The 16,852-nt window shown below is 41.1% G+C and carries 16 protein-coding genes; 1 reads left to right on the top strand and 15 read right to left on the bottom strand.

Going from position 1 to position 16,852, the window contains the following annotated elements; translation table 11 throughout:
* Nucleotides 1–86: 86 nt before the first annotated feature.
* From PGP85_RS19225 to PGP85_RS19200, 6 genes are all read right to left on the bottom strand, one after another.
* Nucleotides 87–1,022 carry a phosphotransferase family protein gene (locus PGP85_RS19225; protein WP_270328897.1) on the bottom strand — a complete coding sequence of 312 codons (936 nt, stop codon included), beginning with the start codon at nt 1,020–1,022 and terminating at the stop codon, nt 87–89.
* Nucleotides 1,015–2,388, bottom strand: a complete 1,374-nt coding sequence (locus tag PGP85_RS19220; RefSeq protein WP_270328896.1) for a GNAT family N-acetyltransferase — start codon at nt 2,386–2,388, stop codon at nt 1,015–1,017. The genes PGP85_RS19225 and PGP85_RS19220 overlap by 8 nt, the downstream gene beginning before the upstream one ends.
* Before the next feature lie 124 nt (nt 2,389–2,512).
* Nucleotides 2,513–3,034, bottom strand: a complete 522-nt coding sequence (locus tag PGP85_RS19215) for a PadR family transcriptional regulator (protein WP_270328895.1) — start codon at nt 3,032–3,034, stop codon at nt 2,513–2,515.
* A gap of 17 nt (nt 3,035–3,051) precedes the next feature.
* Nucleotides 3,052–3,894, bottom strand: a complete 843-nt coding sequence (locus PGP85_RS19210; RefSeq protein ID WP_270328894.1) for a sialate O-acetylesterase — start codon at nt 3,892–3,894, stop codon at nt 3,052–3,054.
* A 154-nt stretch (nt 3,895–4,048) separates the two neighbouring features.
* Nucleotides 4,049–4,384, bottom strand: a complete 336-nt coding sequence (locus tag PGP85_RS19205) for a hypothetical protein (protein WP_270328893.1) — start codon at nt 4,382–4,384, stop codon at nt 4,049–4,051.
* A 157-nt stretch (nt 4,385–4,541) separates the two neighbouring features.
* The gene (locus PGP85_RS19200; protein WP_010739530.1) at nt 4,542–5,009 is read right to left on the bottom strand and encodes a PTS sugar transporter subunit IIA; all 468 of its coding nucleotides are present in this window, start codon (nt 5,007–5,009) and stop codon (nt 4,542–4,544) included.
* A 121-nt stretch (nt 5,010–5,130) separates the two neighbouring features.
* On the opposite strand from PGP85_RS19200, the gene PGP85_RS19195 reads away from it, so the two are divergent.
* On the top strand, nt 5,131–5,853 hold the full coding sequence (locus PGP85_RS19195; RefSeq protein WP_270328891.1) for a MurR/RpiR family transcriptional regulator: 723 nt from the start codon (nt 5,131–5,133) through the stop codon (nt 5,851–5,853).
* On the opposite strand, the gene PGP85_RS19190 is transcribed toward PGP85_RS19195, so the two are convergent.
* The 9 genes from PGP85_RS19190 to PGP85_RS19150 all read right to left on the bottom strand — a co-directional run bounded on the left by PGP85_RS19190 (nt 5,854) and on the right by PGP85_RS19150 (nt 16,707).
* Nucleotides 5,854–7,230 (bottom strand): gluconokinase, encoded by a 1,377-nt coding sequence (locus PGP85_RS19190; protein WP_270328890.1) that lies wholly within the window; start codon nt 7,228–7,230, stop codon nt 5,854–5,856. It abuts the gene before it with no gap.
* Nucleotides 7,227–8,126 (bottom strand): phosphogluconate dehydrogenase (NAD(+)-dependent, decarboxylating), encoded by a 900-nt coding sequence (gnd, locus tag PGP85_RS19185; RefSeq protein ID WP_270328889.1) that lies wholly within the window; start codon nt 8,124–8,126, stop codon nt 7,227–7,229. Before gnd ends, PGP85_RS19190 begins: the two co-directional genes overlap by 4 nt.
* Before the next feature lie 82 nt (nt 8,127–8,208).
* Nucleotides 8,209–9,540: a 6-phospho-alpha-glucosidase gene (locus PGP85_RS19180; protein ID WP_270328888.1), complete on the bottom strand. Its 1,332-nt coding sequence runs from the start codon at nt 9,538–9,540 to the stop codon at nt 8,209–8,211.
* Between the two features lies 1 nt (nt 9,541).
* Nucleotides 9,542–11,155: a PTS transporter subunit EIIC gene (locus PGP85_RS19175; protein WP_251866434.1), complete on the bottom strand. Its 1,614-nt coding sequence runs from the start codon at nt 11,153–11,155 to the stop codon at nt 9,542–9,544.
* Nucleotides 11,156–11,325: 170 nt separating this feature from the next.
* A complete protein-coding gene (locus PGP85_RS19170; RefSeq protein ID WP_270328887.1) occupies nt 11,326–12,423 on the bottom strand; it encodes a YncE family protein in 1,098 nt (365 codons plus the stop codon).
* A gap of 171 nt (nt 12,424–12,594) precedes the next feature.
* Nucleotides 12,595–12,858, bottom strand: coding sequence for a type B 50S ribosomal protein L31 (locus tag PGP85_RS19165; RefSeq protein WP_010739538.1), 264 nt, complete (start codon nt 12,856–12,858; stop codon nt 12,595–12,597).
* Nucleotides 12,859–12,957: 99 nt separating this feature from the next.
* Nucleotides 12,958–14,253, bottom strand: coding sequence for a transcription termination factor Rho (rho, locus tag PGP85_RS19160; RefSeq protein WP_010739539.1), 1,296 nt, complete (start codon nt 14,251–14,253; stop codon nt 12,958–12,960).
* Nucleotides 14,253–15,524, bottom strand: a complete 1,272-nt coding sequence (locus tag PGP85_RS19155) for a UDP-N-acetylglucosamine 1-carboxyvinyltransferase (protein WP_010739540.1) — start codon at nt 15,522–15,524, stop codon at nt 14,253–14,255. Before PGP85_RS19155 ends, rho begins: the two co-directional genes overlap by 1 nt.
* Before the next feature lie 313 nt (nt 15,525–15,837).
* Nucleotides 15,838–16,707 carry a class II fructose-bisphosphate aldolase gene (locus tag PGP85_RS19150; RefSeq protein WP_010739541.1) on the bottom strand — a complete coding sequence of 290 codons (870 nt, stop codon included), beginning with the start codon at nt 16,705–16,707 and terminating at the stop codon, nt 15,838–15,840.
* Nucleotides 16,708–16,852: the final 145 nt, after the last annotated feature.

Genomic DNA, 16,852 nt, shown 5'->3' with positions numbered 1-16,852 from the left:
CAAAAAACGGAGTAGATTTCTCTACTCCGAAAAAGTCTAACTTTTGGGGGTCACTTCATCCTGTTACGGAAACGTACGTTAGTCTTTTAAAGGTAATCAATCGTTTTGTCTTCCAACAGAATATTCTCTTCATAGCCCTTCAACCCTTGTTGAATCTCGGCGACACTATCTTCGAACAGTTCCGTCATACCAAACTCTTGGCCTAAATAAATATTTTCAAGCTGATTATAAAAATCAACAAATCCCAATTTCTTTTGTATTTCATTTGGATCAATCTCGCAAGCAACCATAAGCTTTTGGACAAATTCTTGGTTGAACCCTTCCTCGTAATCAAACATGAGACAGACGAATTCCATATCACGATCATAAATCGCCACATCGCCAAAATCGATCAGTCCGCAAATTTGATTGGTTGCTTGATCGTAATACACATTACTCGCACCAAAATCATTGTGAATCAAACATTTTTGGTAGTGAAAATCCTGTTGTAATATTCTCCGATATACCTCATCAATTTCTAGTTGGACAGATTTAGGAAGTAGCGGATAAGCCGCTTGCTTAATCACTTTGTACTCATATGCTGCCTTAGTTTTTTTATCTACTTCGAGACCTTCGATTGACTCCGGCAATTTTATCTCATGCAGCGCCTTGAAAAAAGCAGCCAGTTCTTTGTTCAAGTTCTCTTTTTCTTCAGTTGTTAGTGATTGTAAAATATCAGCGGTTAACGGGACACCGTTGATTTTTTCATGACCAACAAATTCTAATTGATGCTTTCTATTGGACTCACCTACAAAGCAAATTTCAGGAACCTTCAATGGGACTTGGTCTTTTATTTCTCGTAAAACCACCGCTTCTTTATACAAGTTTCTAGCCGCTCGGGCATGTCGGGGAAATTTGAAAACATAGGACTGATTGAGTAAAAATGCGTCACTATCGAACCCCGAGCCTAGAAATTCAAAATTTTCGATCACTAAATCAGGATAAACTTTTTCGATTGCTGCTTGAGCTTCTAACTTATTCATTGGTCACCTCGTCTTTTAAGTCTAATTGCAAATACAATACTTCGAAAGGTAAATGGTCAAACTGTTTGGAGCAGACAATCTCATAGCCATTTTTCTGATACCATTTTTTTAATCGTCGATTCTCTTTAATGATTCCGATATCAATCTGTTCTATTCGATCTTCAGCTGCGATCTTCCGAGCCTTGTCCAAAATGAATTCTCCGTATTGGTTACCTCGCTCACTTGGAACCACAGCTACTTTTTCCAAGGTTGCCTTATACCCGCCATGATAAACCAGCTCAAAAAATCCGATCATCTTCTTACCAAGGTAGACACCGAAAAGCTGCTGCCCCTTATCCAAATCGATTTTTAAATGTTTTGCTTGTGTAAAAGCACCGTTCGTCGGACAATTATCCAGCGTCAGGTCAAAGTCATTCGCCACCGTGGCAAAGCTTTCTCGAATAACCTGCGCAGCCGTTGCTAATTCAGCATTTCCGATCCGTTTTATCCGTACTTTTTTGGAAAACAGCTGATCACTATTGAATAGGATCAGTCCTGCTAAAATAATTATTCCGCCGACGATCGTTGATACTTCGGGAAACTCCTTGGCAATCACCAAGCCTAAAACAGTCGTAAGTAATGGCGTCACATACATATAGTTGCTTACGGATGCCACATTCTCCGCTACTTCAAAAGCTTTCGTCCAAGAAACGTAAGCAATCGCACTGGAAAAAATCCCCATAATTAAAACAAGAATAATTGTCTGCATCGAGATCCCCTGCACCTCATTGATGGTTCGCGGTAGAAAAATCGCCAGCATGATCGTGCCCGCAAAAATACTCATCATCGTACTTTGAATCGCAGAATATTTTTGAACCAGTTTTTTTTGTAGTAAATTGTAGGCAGCTAACAAAATCGCAGCCAAGAAAAGCCAATTTAATCCATTACTGATCGTAAATCCTTTATTCACTATTGTGATGATCATAACCCCTAGAAAAGAAACGCCTGTGGCAATCCATTGTTTTGTCGTTATTTTTTCTTTATAGACAAAACGTGAAAGCAAAGCGGTAATCATCGGAACTGTGGCGATGATTACACTGCTGGTCGCCGCATTCACCTCTTTGACACCCTTATTAAACGCGATCATGTAAAGAAAAAAACCGGTCGCTCCCGTCAAAACGATCAGACCCAGATCTTTGCTCTCAACCTTGCGCAGCTTTAGTAATGGTATGAGGCAAATCAAAACGAGGGAGGCGATCAAATAGCGTAGAAAACCTAGAGCTTCTGAAGATAATTCCTGCATCACTAATCGCGATAAAACAAATGCTAAGGACCAGCAGATAATTGTAATAATGGCATAGACATGGAAGCTTCTCTCTTTTTTCATTTTTGACCCGCCTTTCTTATCAACTTCTCATGAATCAACCATACAGGAAAACACAACTCACGACTACTGTATAAATAGAAAAAGCAGAAACAATTTAAAAAAACTCACGAGAAATTCTCGCGAGTTATTGTTTGTAATCAGTTAATTGCTCCTGAAACCATTCGAGATTGACCTCATGATGCCGCTTTGAATTTTCCATCATTTTGACAAAATTCGGCCGCAGTTGATCAGGCGACGTTAATGCCAGTTCGATTAGATGAATTTTTTCTTGCGTTTGCTGGATTTGTTTCTTCAGCAATTGTTCCATTTCTTCAGAGCTCACTTGATCAACAAAAAGCATTGGAGTATAAAAGGGAAAAGTGATTGGTTCGTTCTTACTGCCATATTGCACGAATCGCCGTTCAAATTCCTTGTCTCCTAGCTCGGTAAGTGTATAGCGATTTTTTCCCTTTTCGTCGAGTCCCTGTTCAATCAATACTTTCTGGATCATTCTCTTTTCTTCTAGCTGCTGCAGATTGTAATAAAATGACCCTTTGGTAAACTTCACAAAATATTGAAAATAATTAGCTTCCATATCAGAAAGCAACTCATAGCCATAGGAAGCGGGCTTCTCTTTCAGCAAACCTAAAATTAAGAGTGGGATCATTTTTTCACCTCAATCATTTACTTAGCGATCTCTGCAAATTTTTCCATGAACTTCTGATAATCAATCTTACCAAGAGCGAAATCACGACTCAATAAATAAATTCTTTCATTTTTGGTCGTTTCTCTGCCATAAATTTTACTTAATCTTTCGTCTTCATCGCCTAATGCATGAGAGATACTTGCTTTCTTTGTAAAAACCTCGTAATAACGGATACCAAACTGGCGTTGTGATTCAGCATTGATATGGATGCCATCCGGATTGGAAGATAGGTTGTCAGCACTGACTAGATAACAATTTTCTTCTTCCGCGACTACTTTAGCCATTTCACGATTGATTTCTTTAAATTCTGTCGCGCTCAAGCCAAAACCGCTTTTACCTAAAAAGTCCGGCAATTCTCCAACAATGATCGGCACATCCGGCAAGCCTAATTCGCTCCGAAAAAAATCAAATACAGCTTTCAATTTTTCAGCATACACCGAATGCTTTCCATTTAAACTGTCATTTTCTCCTTGATGCCATAAAATGCCGATTAGTTCACTTGTCTCCATCGCAAATTTAGCCTCGGCGATCGCGTGGCGCGCCAGCATTTGATCTGCGCCCCATTCGTCAATCGAGCTGCCGCCTTCCGCACAGGGAATCAATCCAAGTTTTTCTTCTGGATGATCTTGTGCCCAAGCCGCCGCAAATGATGCCGCTGGTCCAACACCCGCAACTTCACGGTCAAAATGGATCGGTTCGGCCATCATTTGCCAGCGTCCGTTTCGCAGCATTTCGATATTTTCGTTATAAATTGCTGGAACGTCGCTTAAATAACCGCGTCCAGCCATATTAGATTGTCCAATTAATAGTAGTGATTTCATTTTCTGCACCTCAATTTCTTTGCTTGCTACACTATAGTCCAATTAGACTATAGTGTCAATTTTTTTAAATTAAAAAAAGCCTTTCTAGATTGAAAGACTTGTTAAAAAAGATTTTTATATCGTATTTTGATTAAATTAATTTCGGTACATGCTATTAGTTTAGTAAAAAAAGAACCAATACCATGCTATTTCCTGAAGCCGTCAATAGCGGTCCGATCATTTTAAAGGTGCTTATTTTTATTCCGATAATTCCGTCAAAAAGTTGGACACCAATCATAATGATTGAGACAGCTATCAAATATGGATTTGAATGAATAATTAAAAGTCCGATCGCCGTCAAAAACAAAGATAAACTTCTTGATACCGCATATTTAGCAGTGATAATCGCTTCACTAGGTTGTTGTTTAGCCTTTAGAAATGCTTCAATCGAAAAACCTAAACTTACACCGGCACTAATTAGTGTAAAAATTGCACAAAGATAATAGAACATAGTGTCATTTTTTCCTCCTTACTAGAAATTGATTTCTTAAATCTTAACACAAATACAACTAGTGAAGCAGGCGTGACTCTTATTATTTCCACTCCTTAAAAGGATAGTATGCTCAAAAAAACTTCCATAAATTTGGAAGTTCTCAAAATTGATGATTTTACTTTAAAACCGCCGCGATTTCTCCAATCTGTTTTTCCCCAGGATTGATGACCACTTCTTTGTTCTGCATTTCAGGAAAAACTACGATTACGATACTATCCTTTTTATTTTCTGCCAAAAAAGCTAAATCAACTTGGACTAATGGATCCCCTGCTTTTACTTTTTGTCCCTCATGGATCGTTGAACTAAAACCATCACCGTTCAATTCTACCGTGTCCAATCCAATATGGATCAAGATATCCAATCCGTCCTCCGCTTCCAGTGTCAGTGCGTGTAATGACGGAAAGATGGATTTGATCGTCCCTTTAATTGGGGCGCAGATCTTGCCATCCGATGGTTTAACCGCAAAGCCCTCCCCCATCATCTTGTCTCTAAAAACTGGATCATTTACCTCTTTTAAATCTACTACTACTCCATTTACTGGTGTATGGATCTCGCTGCTTTTGTTCTTAAATAAACCAAACATTTGTTAGACTCCCTTCTAGATTGTTTAAAATGACTACTCAATATACCGCTGACTTTTTTTCATTACTGTTAGTGTATAATACAAAAGTAAGGGTTTTATTATTTTGCTTAGGGGTGTAGAAATGGATCTAGAATTAGTGACTAAAGGGAAACAATTATCAGATAACGACCGCACAATCTTAACGTATTTAGCCGCTCACGTAAATGAGTTAGACGGAGTTTCGCTGAGAAAGATTGCGGCAACATTGTATACTTCGCCTGCGACGATTGTTCGATTGGCACAAAAACTAGATTTTTCTGGTTACTTAGAGCTGTTCTACTTTTTGAAAAACCAATACCAGCCCCACAACCAACTCGTGGAAGCAACCGTAGATATTTCTATTCCGACTGAAAAGATTGCCCCTTCGATTCAAAATATGAAAAAGATTTATCAAGAAAATCAAGGCAAATTCATTACTATCTACGCTACCGGATTTTCAAGTATTGTCGCTGAATATTTGTACAAAAAACTGCTAGTCAATGGGATCAAAACGCTTTTCGTTAACGCCGCTGATTCTTCAGGCATCATTAATAACAATGCCGATAATATCAGTATGCTGATCGTCATTTCTAAATCCGGCGAGACGCAAAAGGTTATTGAAAAAATGCACTTTTCCCAAGAACGAGAGATTCCAACGATTTTATTTACTGGTAACAGCCAGTCAAGGGCCACTGAAGCGGCGACGATCATCTTCGAAGTGGCTGATGAACGTCCCTTAGATAGTCAAAATATCAAATACAATAGCTTCTTCGGAAAATTGATGCTGTTGATGGAATATATCGTGCAAGAATTTACCCAGAGCTGATTACTCAAAATAATGATTAGCGATCTGCTTGTACGCCTCTTGTTGATTTAAATTTGGGAGATACGTCTGCTGAATTTCTTCCGCCATAATTTTAGGTTGTTCTAATAGATAGTACAAACCAAAAATCGGTTCATTTTGCGGTGCATAGTAACAGGCATTCCCAAAGACATCGGCGGCTAGCTGCCCTAATGCTGGTGTTTGAAAGAAACCGCCGCTGACCGACAACTCCTGATCGCTTGCGACAAGTTTTACCAGTTGACGAACATTTAACAAAACGCCCTCGATCACACTGCGGATCATATCCATTCGCGTATGCTCCAGGGTCAGATCATAGAAACCGCCTTTGATCTCATTGCTCCAGTAAGGCGCACGTTCCCCATTTAAATACGGCCAAAACCGCAGCCCCTTCGCTCCCGCCTCTGTTTGTGCCAATAAATCAGGCAGCATTGAGTAGAATTCCGCTGGATGTTCAGCCAAATGATTGGCCGCCCAGGCTAAAACGACTCCGCCATTATTCGAAGGAGCCCCGCTCACCAGCAAATCCTCTTTTAAATAGTAACAAAAATTTTGTTTTTCCTGATCCAACTGAACAGTTTTCGTGATTTGACGAACCGCCGCACTCGTCCCGATTGTCAAACTGGCGGTTCTGCCCGTAGAATAGTAGCTGGCATAAGCTGCCAAAGTCCCATCACTCGCTCCAATAATCACTTGAATATCCGAAGAAAGGCCAAATAATCTGCGGATAGCCGGCAGCATCTCAAAAGATTGGTCGGTATCAACTGCCGTAGCTAACTGTTCTACGCTAATCCCAAGATAGTCTAGGATTTCATTACTCCATTGTTTTTTCCGTAAATCAAACAATCCCGTAGCCGATGCCGTGGCGTAATCAATCGTTGATGTCCCTGTAAAAAAGCTCATCACCAATTCTTTAAGTCCGTACCATTTTGTTTCCTCTGGATAGCGTTTTATTTCTTGGAAATAGAGCAACTTCGCAAATGAGGACATGGCATGAATCGGTGTTCCAGAGACTTCATAAAAGTGGGCAGCTAAGCTGGTTTGCTTAAACGATTCAATGACCTCTGCCGCTTGCAGATCCGACCACAGGAAAATTTGCTTCGTTTCATTATCCGGCATCAAACTATGCATCGCCGTACTAAAACTAAGCCTCATGATTTTTTTTCGCAGACCTGCCGGAATAGCCAAAATACCCGCCTGTAAAATGGTCAAAAGTTCATTTCCGTCTTGATACTTAATCCGCTCATCGCCATAAGTTTGAAGCGGCAGCTCACTTGTATAAAGCGGCTCATTCTCTTCAATTACCCCCAGCTTAATCGCGGTTGTTCCAATATCGATTCCTAAAATAACTGACAAAATCATTCATCCTTTACAAAGGCGTGTCCGCCAAACTGATTGCGCAATAATGCGACAAGTTTCTCACTTATCTTATCACAATCCTCTGAAGCAAAGCGCGTCATAAGTGACTGAGTGATCACCGGCAAATTAACTTTCAGCCGCAACGCTTCCTCTACCGTCCATTTTCCTTCCCCAGATGACGGAATCACTCCAGCGATTTCTGTCATATCCAGACGTTCTTGATATACTTTTTCAGTCAGTTCCATCAACCACGAACGAATCACTGATCCATGATTAAAAACCTGAGCGACTTCCTCCAGCTGATAATCATATGGACTATGATGCAGTAAATTGAAGCCTTCACCGATTGCCTGCATCATGCCGTATTCGATTCCATTATGAACCATCTTAAGATAATGTCCGCTTCCTGCCGATCCGCTGTAAATACATCCTTTATCAACGCATAAATCAGTAAACAACGGCTTTAATTTTTCAAAAATAATTTGTTCACCCCCGACCATCATACACGCGCCATTTTTCGCTCCTGCAACACCACCAGATGTCCCGACATCGATAAAATGAATGCCCCGCTCGCGACAGTAGTCATAATTATTGCGGCTATCTTGATAGTGCGAATTTCCCGCTTCAATCACGATATCCCCCGCGCTCAAATGATTGGCGACCTCAACTACCATCTTATTCGTCAAAATCCCTGCCGGCAACATTATCCAAACGATCTGCTGCGTATTGTTGTTCGTTAAGAGACTCTTGATATCGGTATAAAAAGTCCCACCCATTTTTGAGAAAGTTTTCCCAGTCTCGGGATCAATATCAAATCCTTTTGCCTGATGCTGATGCCTCAATAGATTTTCAGCGATCCCCATTCCCATTTTTCCTAAGCCGATCATTGCGATCTCCATCATTATTCCTCCTGATTTTTTAGAAAAAGGGATTGTAACGACAATAATTCTAATGAATCACTGCGGTTACATCCCTTAAAATTTAATGTAATTCTGGCCAAGTATCACCATTTTCAGCAATTAGATCATCTAAGAGCTCCTTGGCGACCTGCGCGCTTGGAATTGTTTTAGATAAGGTCAATGCTTGCCACATCTTTTGATAACTGTTTTCTACATACGCTTCAACAACTAATTTCTCGACAGTGACCTGCTGGAACATCAAGGCTTGTTGGAAGGCGGGTATTTGACCTTGAGTCAAAGCTTCTGGTCCATCCGTTCCGACGATACATGGAACTTCAACCATCGCATCATCTGGGAAATTTGCGATCGCACCATTATTTTCAACGATCATTACCATGCGTTCATGGGTATTGAAAGCAATAGCGCGTGCTAAATCTACAATAAAGGTCGCGTGAGCATCAATGTCAAAAGCGATCCCCTCCGCTGAGCCATTCGCGATAATTTGACGGGCATGATCAAAGACGTTTTTCTCCCGTCCCTGCATCACTTCATTTGCTCGTGTAAATTCAGGATGATCCTTCATGTGTTCGAAGACATAATCAGGATATAGGTAATACTTCAAGTAAGTGTTAGGCAAGTATTCGGGGGTTACCGCTAGAATATCTTTCGCCTTCTTATGTGTCTCCTGCCAGCTTGGATCTGTATGCTGAGTATCTACTTCGATTTGAGTCAAGTAGCCATGTTCAGAAACATAGTCGCGAATTTGATTGATATATTCATGACCTTCTTCGTCTTTGACGCTGGTCCACCAGCCGAAATGATTCAGTCCGAAATAACGCACCTCTAATTCTTCTGGTTTTTTCCCTACGATCTGCGACATCCGACGCAATGTACCAACAGGCATATCGCAAATATTTAACACTTTAGAATCTGGACGCAAGACACGGCAAGCCTCAGCCACGATCGCTGCTGGATTCGAATAATTCAACATCCAACATTCAGGCGAATATTTTTCCATGTAATCAATGATCTCCAGCATACCTGTAATACTGCGCATACCATAGGCGATTCCACCCGGTCCGCAGGTTTCTTGACCAAAGACGCCATGACGCAACGGAACCTTTTCATCCTTTTCACGCATCGCATATTTTCCGACACGAATATGGGCCATACAAAAATCAACATCCGTAAATGCAGCCGCTGGATCAGTCGTATATGAAAAGTCGATCTCCGGTGCCTGTTCCTTTAATAGAATCTCTAAGGCTTCCCCTAAAATTCCTTGACGATCACCATCGTTATCGTATAATTTCAATGTTTTTAATGGAAAGCGTTCCAAATTATCCAACATCATCATGACGATTCCTGGAGTAAACGTACTCCCGCCGCCGGCAATTACTACTGAAAATTTCTTCATACTATTCGTCTCCTCCACTATCTCTACCTAAATATTTTTCAAGTTTCTCCCGCACTTGCGGAACGGTCAATCCATAGACCACATGCACATTTTCTCCGTTGCTGATAACACCTTTTGCTTGAGTCTGGTTTTTCAGCAGCCCTTCATCCACTAAAGCTGGATCTGCCAGCTTCAAACGTAAACGCGTATAGCAATTATCGATCGTTTTGATATTTTCGGCGCCACCTAGACCCTCGACGATTCTGCCTGATACTTCATCCTCTGACGTTGAGGCAGTCAGTATACCACCATCTGGTACAGAATCTTTTTTCTCGTTATACTCTTTTTTCGAATACAGCTTCGTCTCCTGATCACTATCTTCTCGTCCAACTGTCTTGAAGTTAAATTTGACGATCAAGAACCGGAAAATAAAGTAATAGATAAAGAAGAAGGCAATTCCGACTAAAAGGTAAATCGGCCAACGTGTTTTCTCTGTCCCTAATGGAATGTTATAGAGCAGAAAGTCGATAAAGCCATTAGGACCGATCGCCCGCGAACCAAGAATGTTCAATGCCACCATACTCAATCCGCTTAAGGCAGAATGAATGACAAATAATGCCGGTGCCACAAACATAAATGAAAATTCGATCGGTTCAGTCACGCCAGCCACAAAGGAAGTTACTACCGCTGGGATCAAGATCGCTTTTACCTTGAATTTATTTTCTGGTTTAGCGGTTTGATACATCGCTAAACAGGCACCGATTAAACCAAACATTTTTGAGATTCCCCGTGCGTCCCAGATCACACTTTGTGATAGGACCTTTACAGCAGGATCGGCGATTTCCGCAAAGTAAATATTCCGTGCACCTTCAAATACTTGTCCACCGACTTCTGCCACACCGCCAAGTGAGGTATATAGAAACGGTGTATAGATCAAATGATGCAATCCAGTTGGAATCAGCAATCGTTCCAATGAACCATAAAGGAAGATTCCAAAATTTCCCGTCTTCTGTATAACACCGCCCAAACCGTCTATCCCTTGTTGAATAACCGGCCAGATAAATGAAAGCGCGATGGCTGCCAGCACTAGTACAGGGATCAAAACGATAAAGACAAAGCGCGCACCGCCGTAGACTTGAAAAGCATTGTTGAATGTCGTATCAATGAACCGATTATGAATCAGTGCCACAACAACACCAAGAATAATTCCTAGAAAAACACCCATGTCCAATACTTGAACACCCAAGACCAAAGCTTGACCCGAACCTTGTAACTGATCCGGAGCCACCAGCATGCCTCTTAGCTCCATAAATTTATTCATCGCATATAAGAAAACTAAATATCCTAGCAAAGCGGTAAACGCCGCTTCAGCCTTTTTCTTATTTGCCAAACCCAAGGCAATTCCGACACAGAAAATGACGCCTAGATTCGTTAAGACCGGCAGCAGTGCCGCAGACAAAATACTGCCAAACCCCATCGTGATCGGATTATCTAAAAAGCCGAACGTCTCGATCAGCCGCGGATTGGTAAAAACGTTTCCAATCGCGATCAAAATACCGGCTATTGGCAAGATCAGCACGGGAACAAACATTGCCTTCGAAAATTTTTGCATGCTATCCATGATTTTCGCTTTCATCATTTTATCTCCTTCTTTTTATGATGTGTTCAGTATACGGTGCATATGTCTATAAATATATAGATACCGCTTACAACTCAACTCGTTTCACGATCTGAAACACGTTTCATCAATAAGACAAAAAACGAGCTTCCTATAGTCAGTAGAAAACCCGTTATAGTATATTCCTATTATTTTGATTGAGCCTTATCTGAAAGTAAGTCATCAATACTTAGTTGAATGACATGGTCCACTAATACTGGATTTCTTGATCGATAAGGCCATGCGCCGCCCTCAAAAACGGCAAATAGCTGGTTGTTATCCACCGAAATTTGTTCGATATACGGCGGAGTATCAATCTCAAATGCGGCATCCTTTATCGAGAAAAAGTGATCGACTTTATCAAGATCGAAAAAGTAAATTTTGCCGGGACGATCCGGCCCCCATGATTGCGACATCAGTAAATAATCCTTGTAAAAGGTTACTCCTTGAATCATATCCAAGGTTTTCCATGACCCCAGTGAACGGGCAAATTGCGAAGATGGAACCGGCGTTAATCCAGCTTTTTTCTGCTTGCCTTGGTCAAAGCTAGAAACTTTTTCCTGTGAAGCGATCGATAGTTCCCCTTGATCATTTAGGCGATAGGTCGCCATCCGTCCGTATTCATTCAGCGTAAAATACCCGACGACCAAGACACCAGATGTATAGGTCAATGCGGATGCATGAGAAACCTCTTTTAAAGAAATCTGCTGATGATAAGAAATGACCCGCTGATTTTCCATCTGATAGGCTTCCATTTCCTTCAAATCAATCGATGAAAGACCCGCAACAAGCTCTCCTGTTGTTACCCACACACGCTGATGGTCCGGATCATACGTGATTCCACCAAGATGCGGATGTCCTGGCAACACAACTGTCTTTATGAACTGATGTGTTTGACGATCCAACATGTAGATTACCGAATGATGCGCGTGATCGTGACTGTATGCCGAAATCAAAATATATTTCTCCGTCAGCGCAATTCCCTGCGGCGTCATCGTTCGACTATCTGAAACATCATTCGTTTTCAAACTAAGTGTCTGCGCTTCGTACAGGCCCGGAATTTTGTACATTCCAAGATCATCCTCTTCAGACTTATCCGAAAAAGCCGCTCGATAAAAATAACCATACGGCTCCAGTTTCTTCTGTTGCTGATCGACCGTCAGCCCCTGATTATCCGCCTTTGCCTGTAACGGAAAAATGAAAAAAAGAGTCAGTAAAAAGACTAGTCCATATCTTTTCTTGTACATTGCCAGAACTCCCAGCTATCAGATTTTTTTATTTCTTCCACTTTATTTTACTAACAAAACCATAGCAGAAATCTCTAAGAACGACAATTAAAGCGACCTTATAATGGCTAACAAAAAAACGAGCCTCCCATAATAGGAAACTCGTTAAAGTCTGTTTGAACAGAATTTTGATTATTCCGCAGCGTTTGTGTCTTTGATACCGTATTTTTTGTTGAAACGGTCCACACGTCCATCTGCTTGCGTGAATTTTTGACGTCCAGTGTAGAATGGATGAGAGTCTGAAGTAACTTCGACACGGATTACTGGGTAAGTATTTCCGTCTTCCCATTCAACAGTTTCTTGTGAAGATTTTGTAGAACCTGACAAGAATTTGAAACCTGTTGTTGAGTCCATAAATACTACTGGATGATATTCTGGATGAATTCCTTGTTTCATAGTTTTTTTCGCTCCTTTGCCCTGAATCATTTGCTGGTTCAGAGTTATTTTTGCAATTTGCAACATGAATATACTATCATGAATGATTCGACAATGCAATTATCTTTTTTGATTTCTGCGCGGTGTTTTTCCGCCGAAGGAAACATCCTTGAAAGCTTTGAAAACATCATCGTTATTCTTTGTCTTTTTCAGGAAATTCACGAATTGTGAAGTATACTCCAACGAGTCTCCTGTCATATTATTCCGAAGTTTGAAGATTTCTTCAAGACGCGTTGGGGACATCAGTAATTCTTCTTTACGAGTCCCAGATTTCTTGATGTCGATTGCTGGGAATACCCGACGTTCTGATAATTCACGAGACAATTGTAATTCTAAGTTCCCTGTTCCCTTGAATTCTTCATAGATTACATCATCCATCCGACTACCAGTGTCAACTAGAGCCGTCGCCAAAATCGTCAGACTGCCGCCTTCTTCAATATTCCGAGCCGCACCGAAGAATTTCTTAGGTTTATAAAGTGCTGCAGGATCGATCCCGCCGCTTAATGTTCGTCCACTTGGCGGCACAACCAGATTGTAGGCCCGAGCCAACCGTGTGATACTGTCCATTAAAATGACCACATCGCGTTTGTCCTCGACTAAACGCATTGCACGCTCTAGTACCAGCTCTGATACACGTGTGTGATTTTGCGGTTGCTGATCAAATGTCGAATAAACAACGTCGCCTTTAACACTGCGCTCTAAGTCAGTGACTTCTTCAGGACGTTCATCGATTAATAATACGATCAGTTCGACATCGGGATAATTGTCGGTGATACCATTGGCGATTTCCTTAAGGATGGTTGTTTTACCAGCCTTAGGAGGAGCAACGATCAAGCCACGTTGACCAAATCCGACTGGTGAGAAGATATCGATCATTCGCGTAGACAAACGACCAGATGTTGTTTCTAGAACGAGCTGTTTATCTGGATAAAGAGCTGTTAATGCTGGAAAATGCGGGCGTTCTTTGGCCTCTTCCGGATCTTTACCATTGACGCTTTCCACATGCATCAAGCCATAATAACGTTCTGATTCTTTTGGCGGACGGGCCTTCCCAGCCACCTTGTCCCCATTTCGCAAACCGAAACGGCGGATCTGTGAAGAAGAGATGTAGATATCCTCCGCACTTGATCCATAATTAATTGGGCGCAAGAAGCCGTAGCCATCTTGCCCCACAATATCCAAGACTCCTTCCATGTAAAAGAAGCCTTGTTTTTCTGCCTGTGCTCGAATGACAGCTAAAGATAATTCTTTTTTGTTCATTTGACTATAATAAGGGATCTTGAAATCCTTCGCATATGCATAAATCTCTTTCAGCGTCTTATTTTCAAGTTCCGCCATTGTTAAATAATCGCTCATTATTCCGCCTCTTCCTCGTCGATCATTTCGATAGTAGCACCAAGAGCCGTTAGTTTCTCAATAATATGATCGTAACCGCGTAAAATGTATTCCACATTAAAAATCGTTGTTTTGCCTTCAGCCATTAACCCGGCGATAACTAAACAAGCCCCTGCACGCAAATCAGAAGCGACTACTTCGGCACCGTGTAAATGATTTGACCCGTTTAATACGATCAAATTTCCTTCCACGCGAGCTGCTGCCCCCATTCGCACTAATTCTGGGATATGATTCACTCGTTTTGAATAAATCGTATCGATGATTTCAGCTGTGCCTTCCGCTTTCAGCAATAAAGGCGTTAACGGCTGCTGCAAATCAGTCGCAAAGCCTGGATAAGGTGATGTTGTCACATCCACCGCTTTCAGATTTTTAGAGGGTAATACTTCGATGCTGTCTTCTGAAATGTTCATTTCTACACCGATTTCTTCCAGCTTCGCGATAAAGCTCTCAATGTGTTCGTAAATAACATTATGAACTGTCACACCTTCGCCCATCGCTGCCGCCAGCGCTAAATAAGTACCAGCTTCGATCCGGTCTGGAATGATTGAATGGACACAGCCATGTAATTCTTCTACACCTTCGATACGAATTTCATCTGTACCAGCACCACGGATTTTCGCGCCCATATTGTTTAATAGCGTAGCAACATCAATGATTTCAGGCTCTCTTGCTGCGTTTTCAATGATTGTCTTGCCTTTAGCTTTAACGGCCGCCAGCATAACATTAATGGTCGCACCAATAGAAACCACATCCATAAAGATGCGATCGCCTTTCAGACCTTCTTCCTCTGTACGTAAATAAATGACTCCATGTTCGTTTGAAACCTCTGCGCCTAGGCTCTCGAAACCTTTGATATGAAGATCAATCGGACGAGGTCCTAAGAAACATCCTCCTGGCAAACCAACGACTGCTTCACCGAATTTTCCAACTAATGCGCCCATAAAATAGTACGAAGCGCGTAATGAATTGATTTTTCCACTTGGCATTGGGATCGACACAATGTTGCTTGGATCAATGACCATCCGATTATCCGCAAAAGAAACTTCCGCACCCATGATTTCTAAAATCTCGATCAATGAATGAACATCTTGAATATCTGGAACGCCTTCTAATGTTACCGGCGAGTCTGCCATGATTGCTGCTGGGATCAATGCGACCGCGCTGTTTTTCGCGCCGCTAATTGTAATATTACCTGATAATGGTTTTCCACCATGAATTTCGATTTTTTTCATTTATTTTCACCTAATTAATTATTTTTAAGTTTATAGACCAATATCCATTCTAGCATATTATTGCTTGCATAAAAAGGAAGCATTCCTAAAACTCAATAGAAAATAAATAGGTCTTTCAAGATCAAGTAAGTTTTGTTTATAGCGCAGCGGTTATTCGGTTCCTTTTTCTTCGTTTCAGCGTCATTTTCGGCATTTCAAAGAGTCTTCTACCTGTAAAAGTGATCGTCCAAATTTTCAAAAGGATTTTGTAAAATCTCCCTTTTTAAAGACAAAAAAAGCCTCGAAGCAAATGCTCCGAGACTAGAAAAACAAATTAAGCTTTGTTTGCTGAACCGAACCAGTCAATATGTTCTTCAGCATCTTTAACGATTGCAGCAACACCTGGTGCTAACAATTTACGAGGGTCAAAGCCTTTTCCTTCTTTATCTTTGCCAGCTTCGATATATTCACGAGTTGCTTTTGCAAATGATAATTGGAATTCAGTGTTAACGTTAACTTTAGAAACACCCATTGTGATAGCTTTTTGGATTTGTTCTTGAGGAATACCTGATCCACCGTGTAATACTAAAGGAACATCAGAACCTACAGCATCAGCGATTGCTTGTAAGTGGTCGAATGCTAGACCTTTCCAGTTTTCAGGGTATACGCCGTGAATGTTACCGATTCCGCATGCTAGGTAATCAATACCTGTAGCAACCATTTGTACACATTCGTCAATGTCAGCTAATTCGCCAGCACCGATGATTCCGTCTTCTTCGCCGCCGATTGAACCAACTTCACATTCTACAGAGATACCTTTAGCGTGAGCTTTTTCAACAACGTCTTTAGCCAATTTCAAGTTTTCTTCAAATGGAAGATGAGAACCATCAAACATGATTGAAGTGTAGCCAACTTCGATACATTCTAAAGCAGCTTCATAATCACCATGGTCTAAGTGGATAGCAACTGGTACAGTGATACCCATTGAGTCAACTAAATCAGTGATGATGTCTTTAGCAACTTTGTATCCGCCCATGTATTTTGCAGCGCCCATTGAAGTTTGGATAAGAACTGGTGCTTTTTTAGCTTCTGCAGCTTTTAAAATCGCTTGCGTCCATTCTAAGTTGTTTGTGTTGAATCCACCAACTGCATATCCGCCTTTACGTGCTGCTGATAAGAATTCTGCTCCTGATACTACTGGCATAAAAAATTCCTCCTAAGGTTTTTTACTATTTGGTTAAGCTGTGCTTAACTAACGAGTTAATTCTATCAAAGTTTTTACATCTTTGCTACTCCCAACCTTTCAATAAAACCTTTACATTTCAACTTTTTTGCTTTTTTTGTAAAAA

Origin of the sequence: Enterococcus malodoratus (assembly GCF_027659535.1) — a bacterium.
Taxonomy (GTDB): Bacteria; Bacillota; Bacilli; order Lactobacillales; family Enterococcaceae; genus Enterococcus_A; species Enterococcus_A malodoratus.
Note: the sequence above shows the minus strand (reverse complement) of the source record. Positions and strands in the feature narration are given on the sequence as shown.

Bases quoted from the DNA above. Each gene is read 5' to 3' on its own strand.
- PGP85_RS19170 (WP_270328887.1), bottom strand. From the start codon at position 12,423: ATGTACAAGAAAAGATATGGACTAGTCTTTTTACTGACTCTTTTTTTC.
- PGP85_RS19210 (WP_270328894.1), bottom strand. From the start codon at position 3,894: ATGAAATCACTACTATTAATTGGACAATCTAATATGGCTGGACGCGGT.
- PGP85_RS19180 (WP_270328888.1), bottom strand. From the start codon at position 9,540: ATGAAGAAATTTTCAGTAGTAATTGCCGGCGGCGGGAGTACGTTTACT.
- PGP85_RS19190 (WP_270328890.1), bottom strand. From the start codon at position 7,230: ATGATTTTGTCAGTTATTTTAGGAATCGATATTGGAACAACCGCGATT.
- PGP85_RS19225 (WP_270328897.1), bottom strand. From the start codon at position 1,022: ATGAATAAGTTAGAAGCTCAAGCAGCAATCGAAAAAGTTTATCCTGAT.
- PGP85_RS19215 (WP_270328895.1), bottom strand. From the start codon at position 3,034: ATGATCCCACTCTTAATTTTAGGTTTGCTGAAAGAGAAGCCCGCTTCC.
- gnd (WP_270328889.1), bottom strand. From the start codon at position 8,126: ATGGAGATCGCAATGATCGGCTTAGGAAAAATGGGAATGGGGATCGCT.
- rho (WP_010739539.1), bottom strand. From the start codon at position 14,253: ATGAGCGATTATTTAACAATGGCGGAACTTGAAAATAAGACGCTGAAA.
- PGP85_RS19195 (WP_270328891.1), top strand. From the start codon at position 5,131: ATGGATCTAGAATTAGTGACTAAAGGGAAACAATTATCAGATAACGAC.
- PGP85_RS19150 (WP_010739541.1), bottom strand. From the start codon at position 16,707: ATGCCAGTAGTATCAGGAGCAGAATTCTTATCAGCAGCACGTAAAGGC.
- PGP85_RS19200 (WP_010739530.1), bottom strand. From the start codon at position 5,009: ATGTTTGGTTTATTTAAGAACAAAAGCAGCGAGATCCATACACCAGTA.
- PGP85_RS19155 (WP_010739540.1), bottom strand. From the start codon at position 15,524: ATGAAAAAAATCGAAATTCATGGTGGAAAACCATTATCAGGTAATATT.
- PGP85_RS19175 (WP_251866434.1), bottom strand. From the start codon at position 11,155: ATGAAAGCGAAAATCATGGATAGCATGCAAAAATTTTCGAAGGCAATG.
- PGP85_RS19165 (WP_010739538.1), bottom strand. From the start codon at position 12,858: ATGAAACAAGGAATTCATCCAGAATATCATCCAGTAGTATTTATGGAC.
- PGP85_RS19205 (WP_270328893.1), bottom strand. From the start codon at position 4,384: ATGTTCTATTATCTTTGTGCAATTTTTACACTAATTAGTGCCGGTGTA.
- PGP85_RS19220 (WP_270328896.1), bottom strand. From the start codon at position 2,388: ATGAAAAAAGAGAGAAGCTTCCATGTCTATGCCATTATTACAATTATC.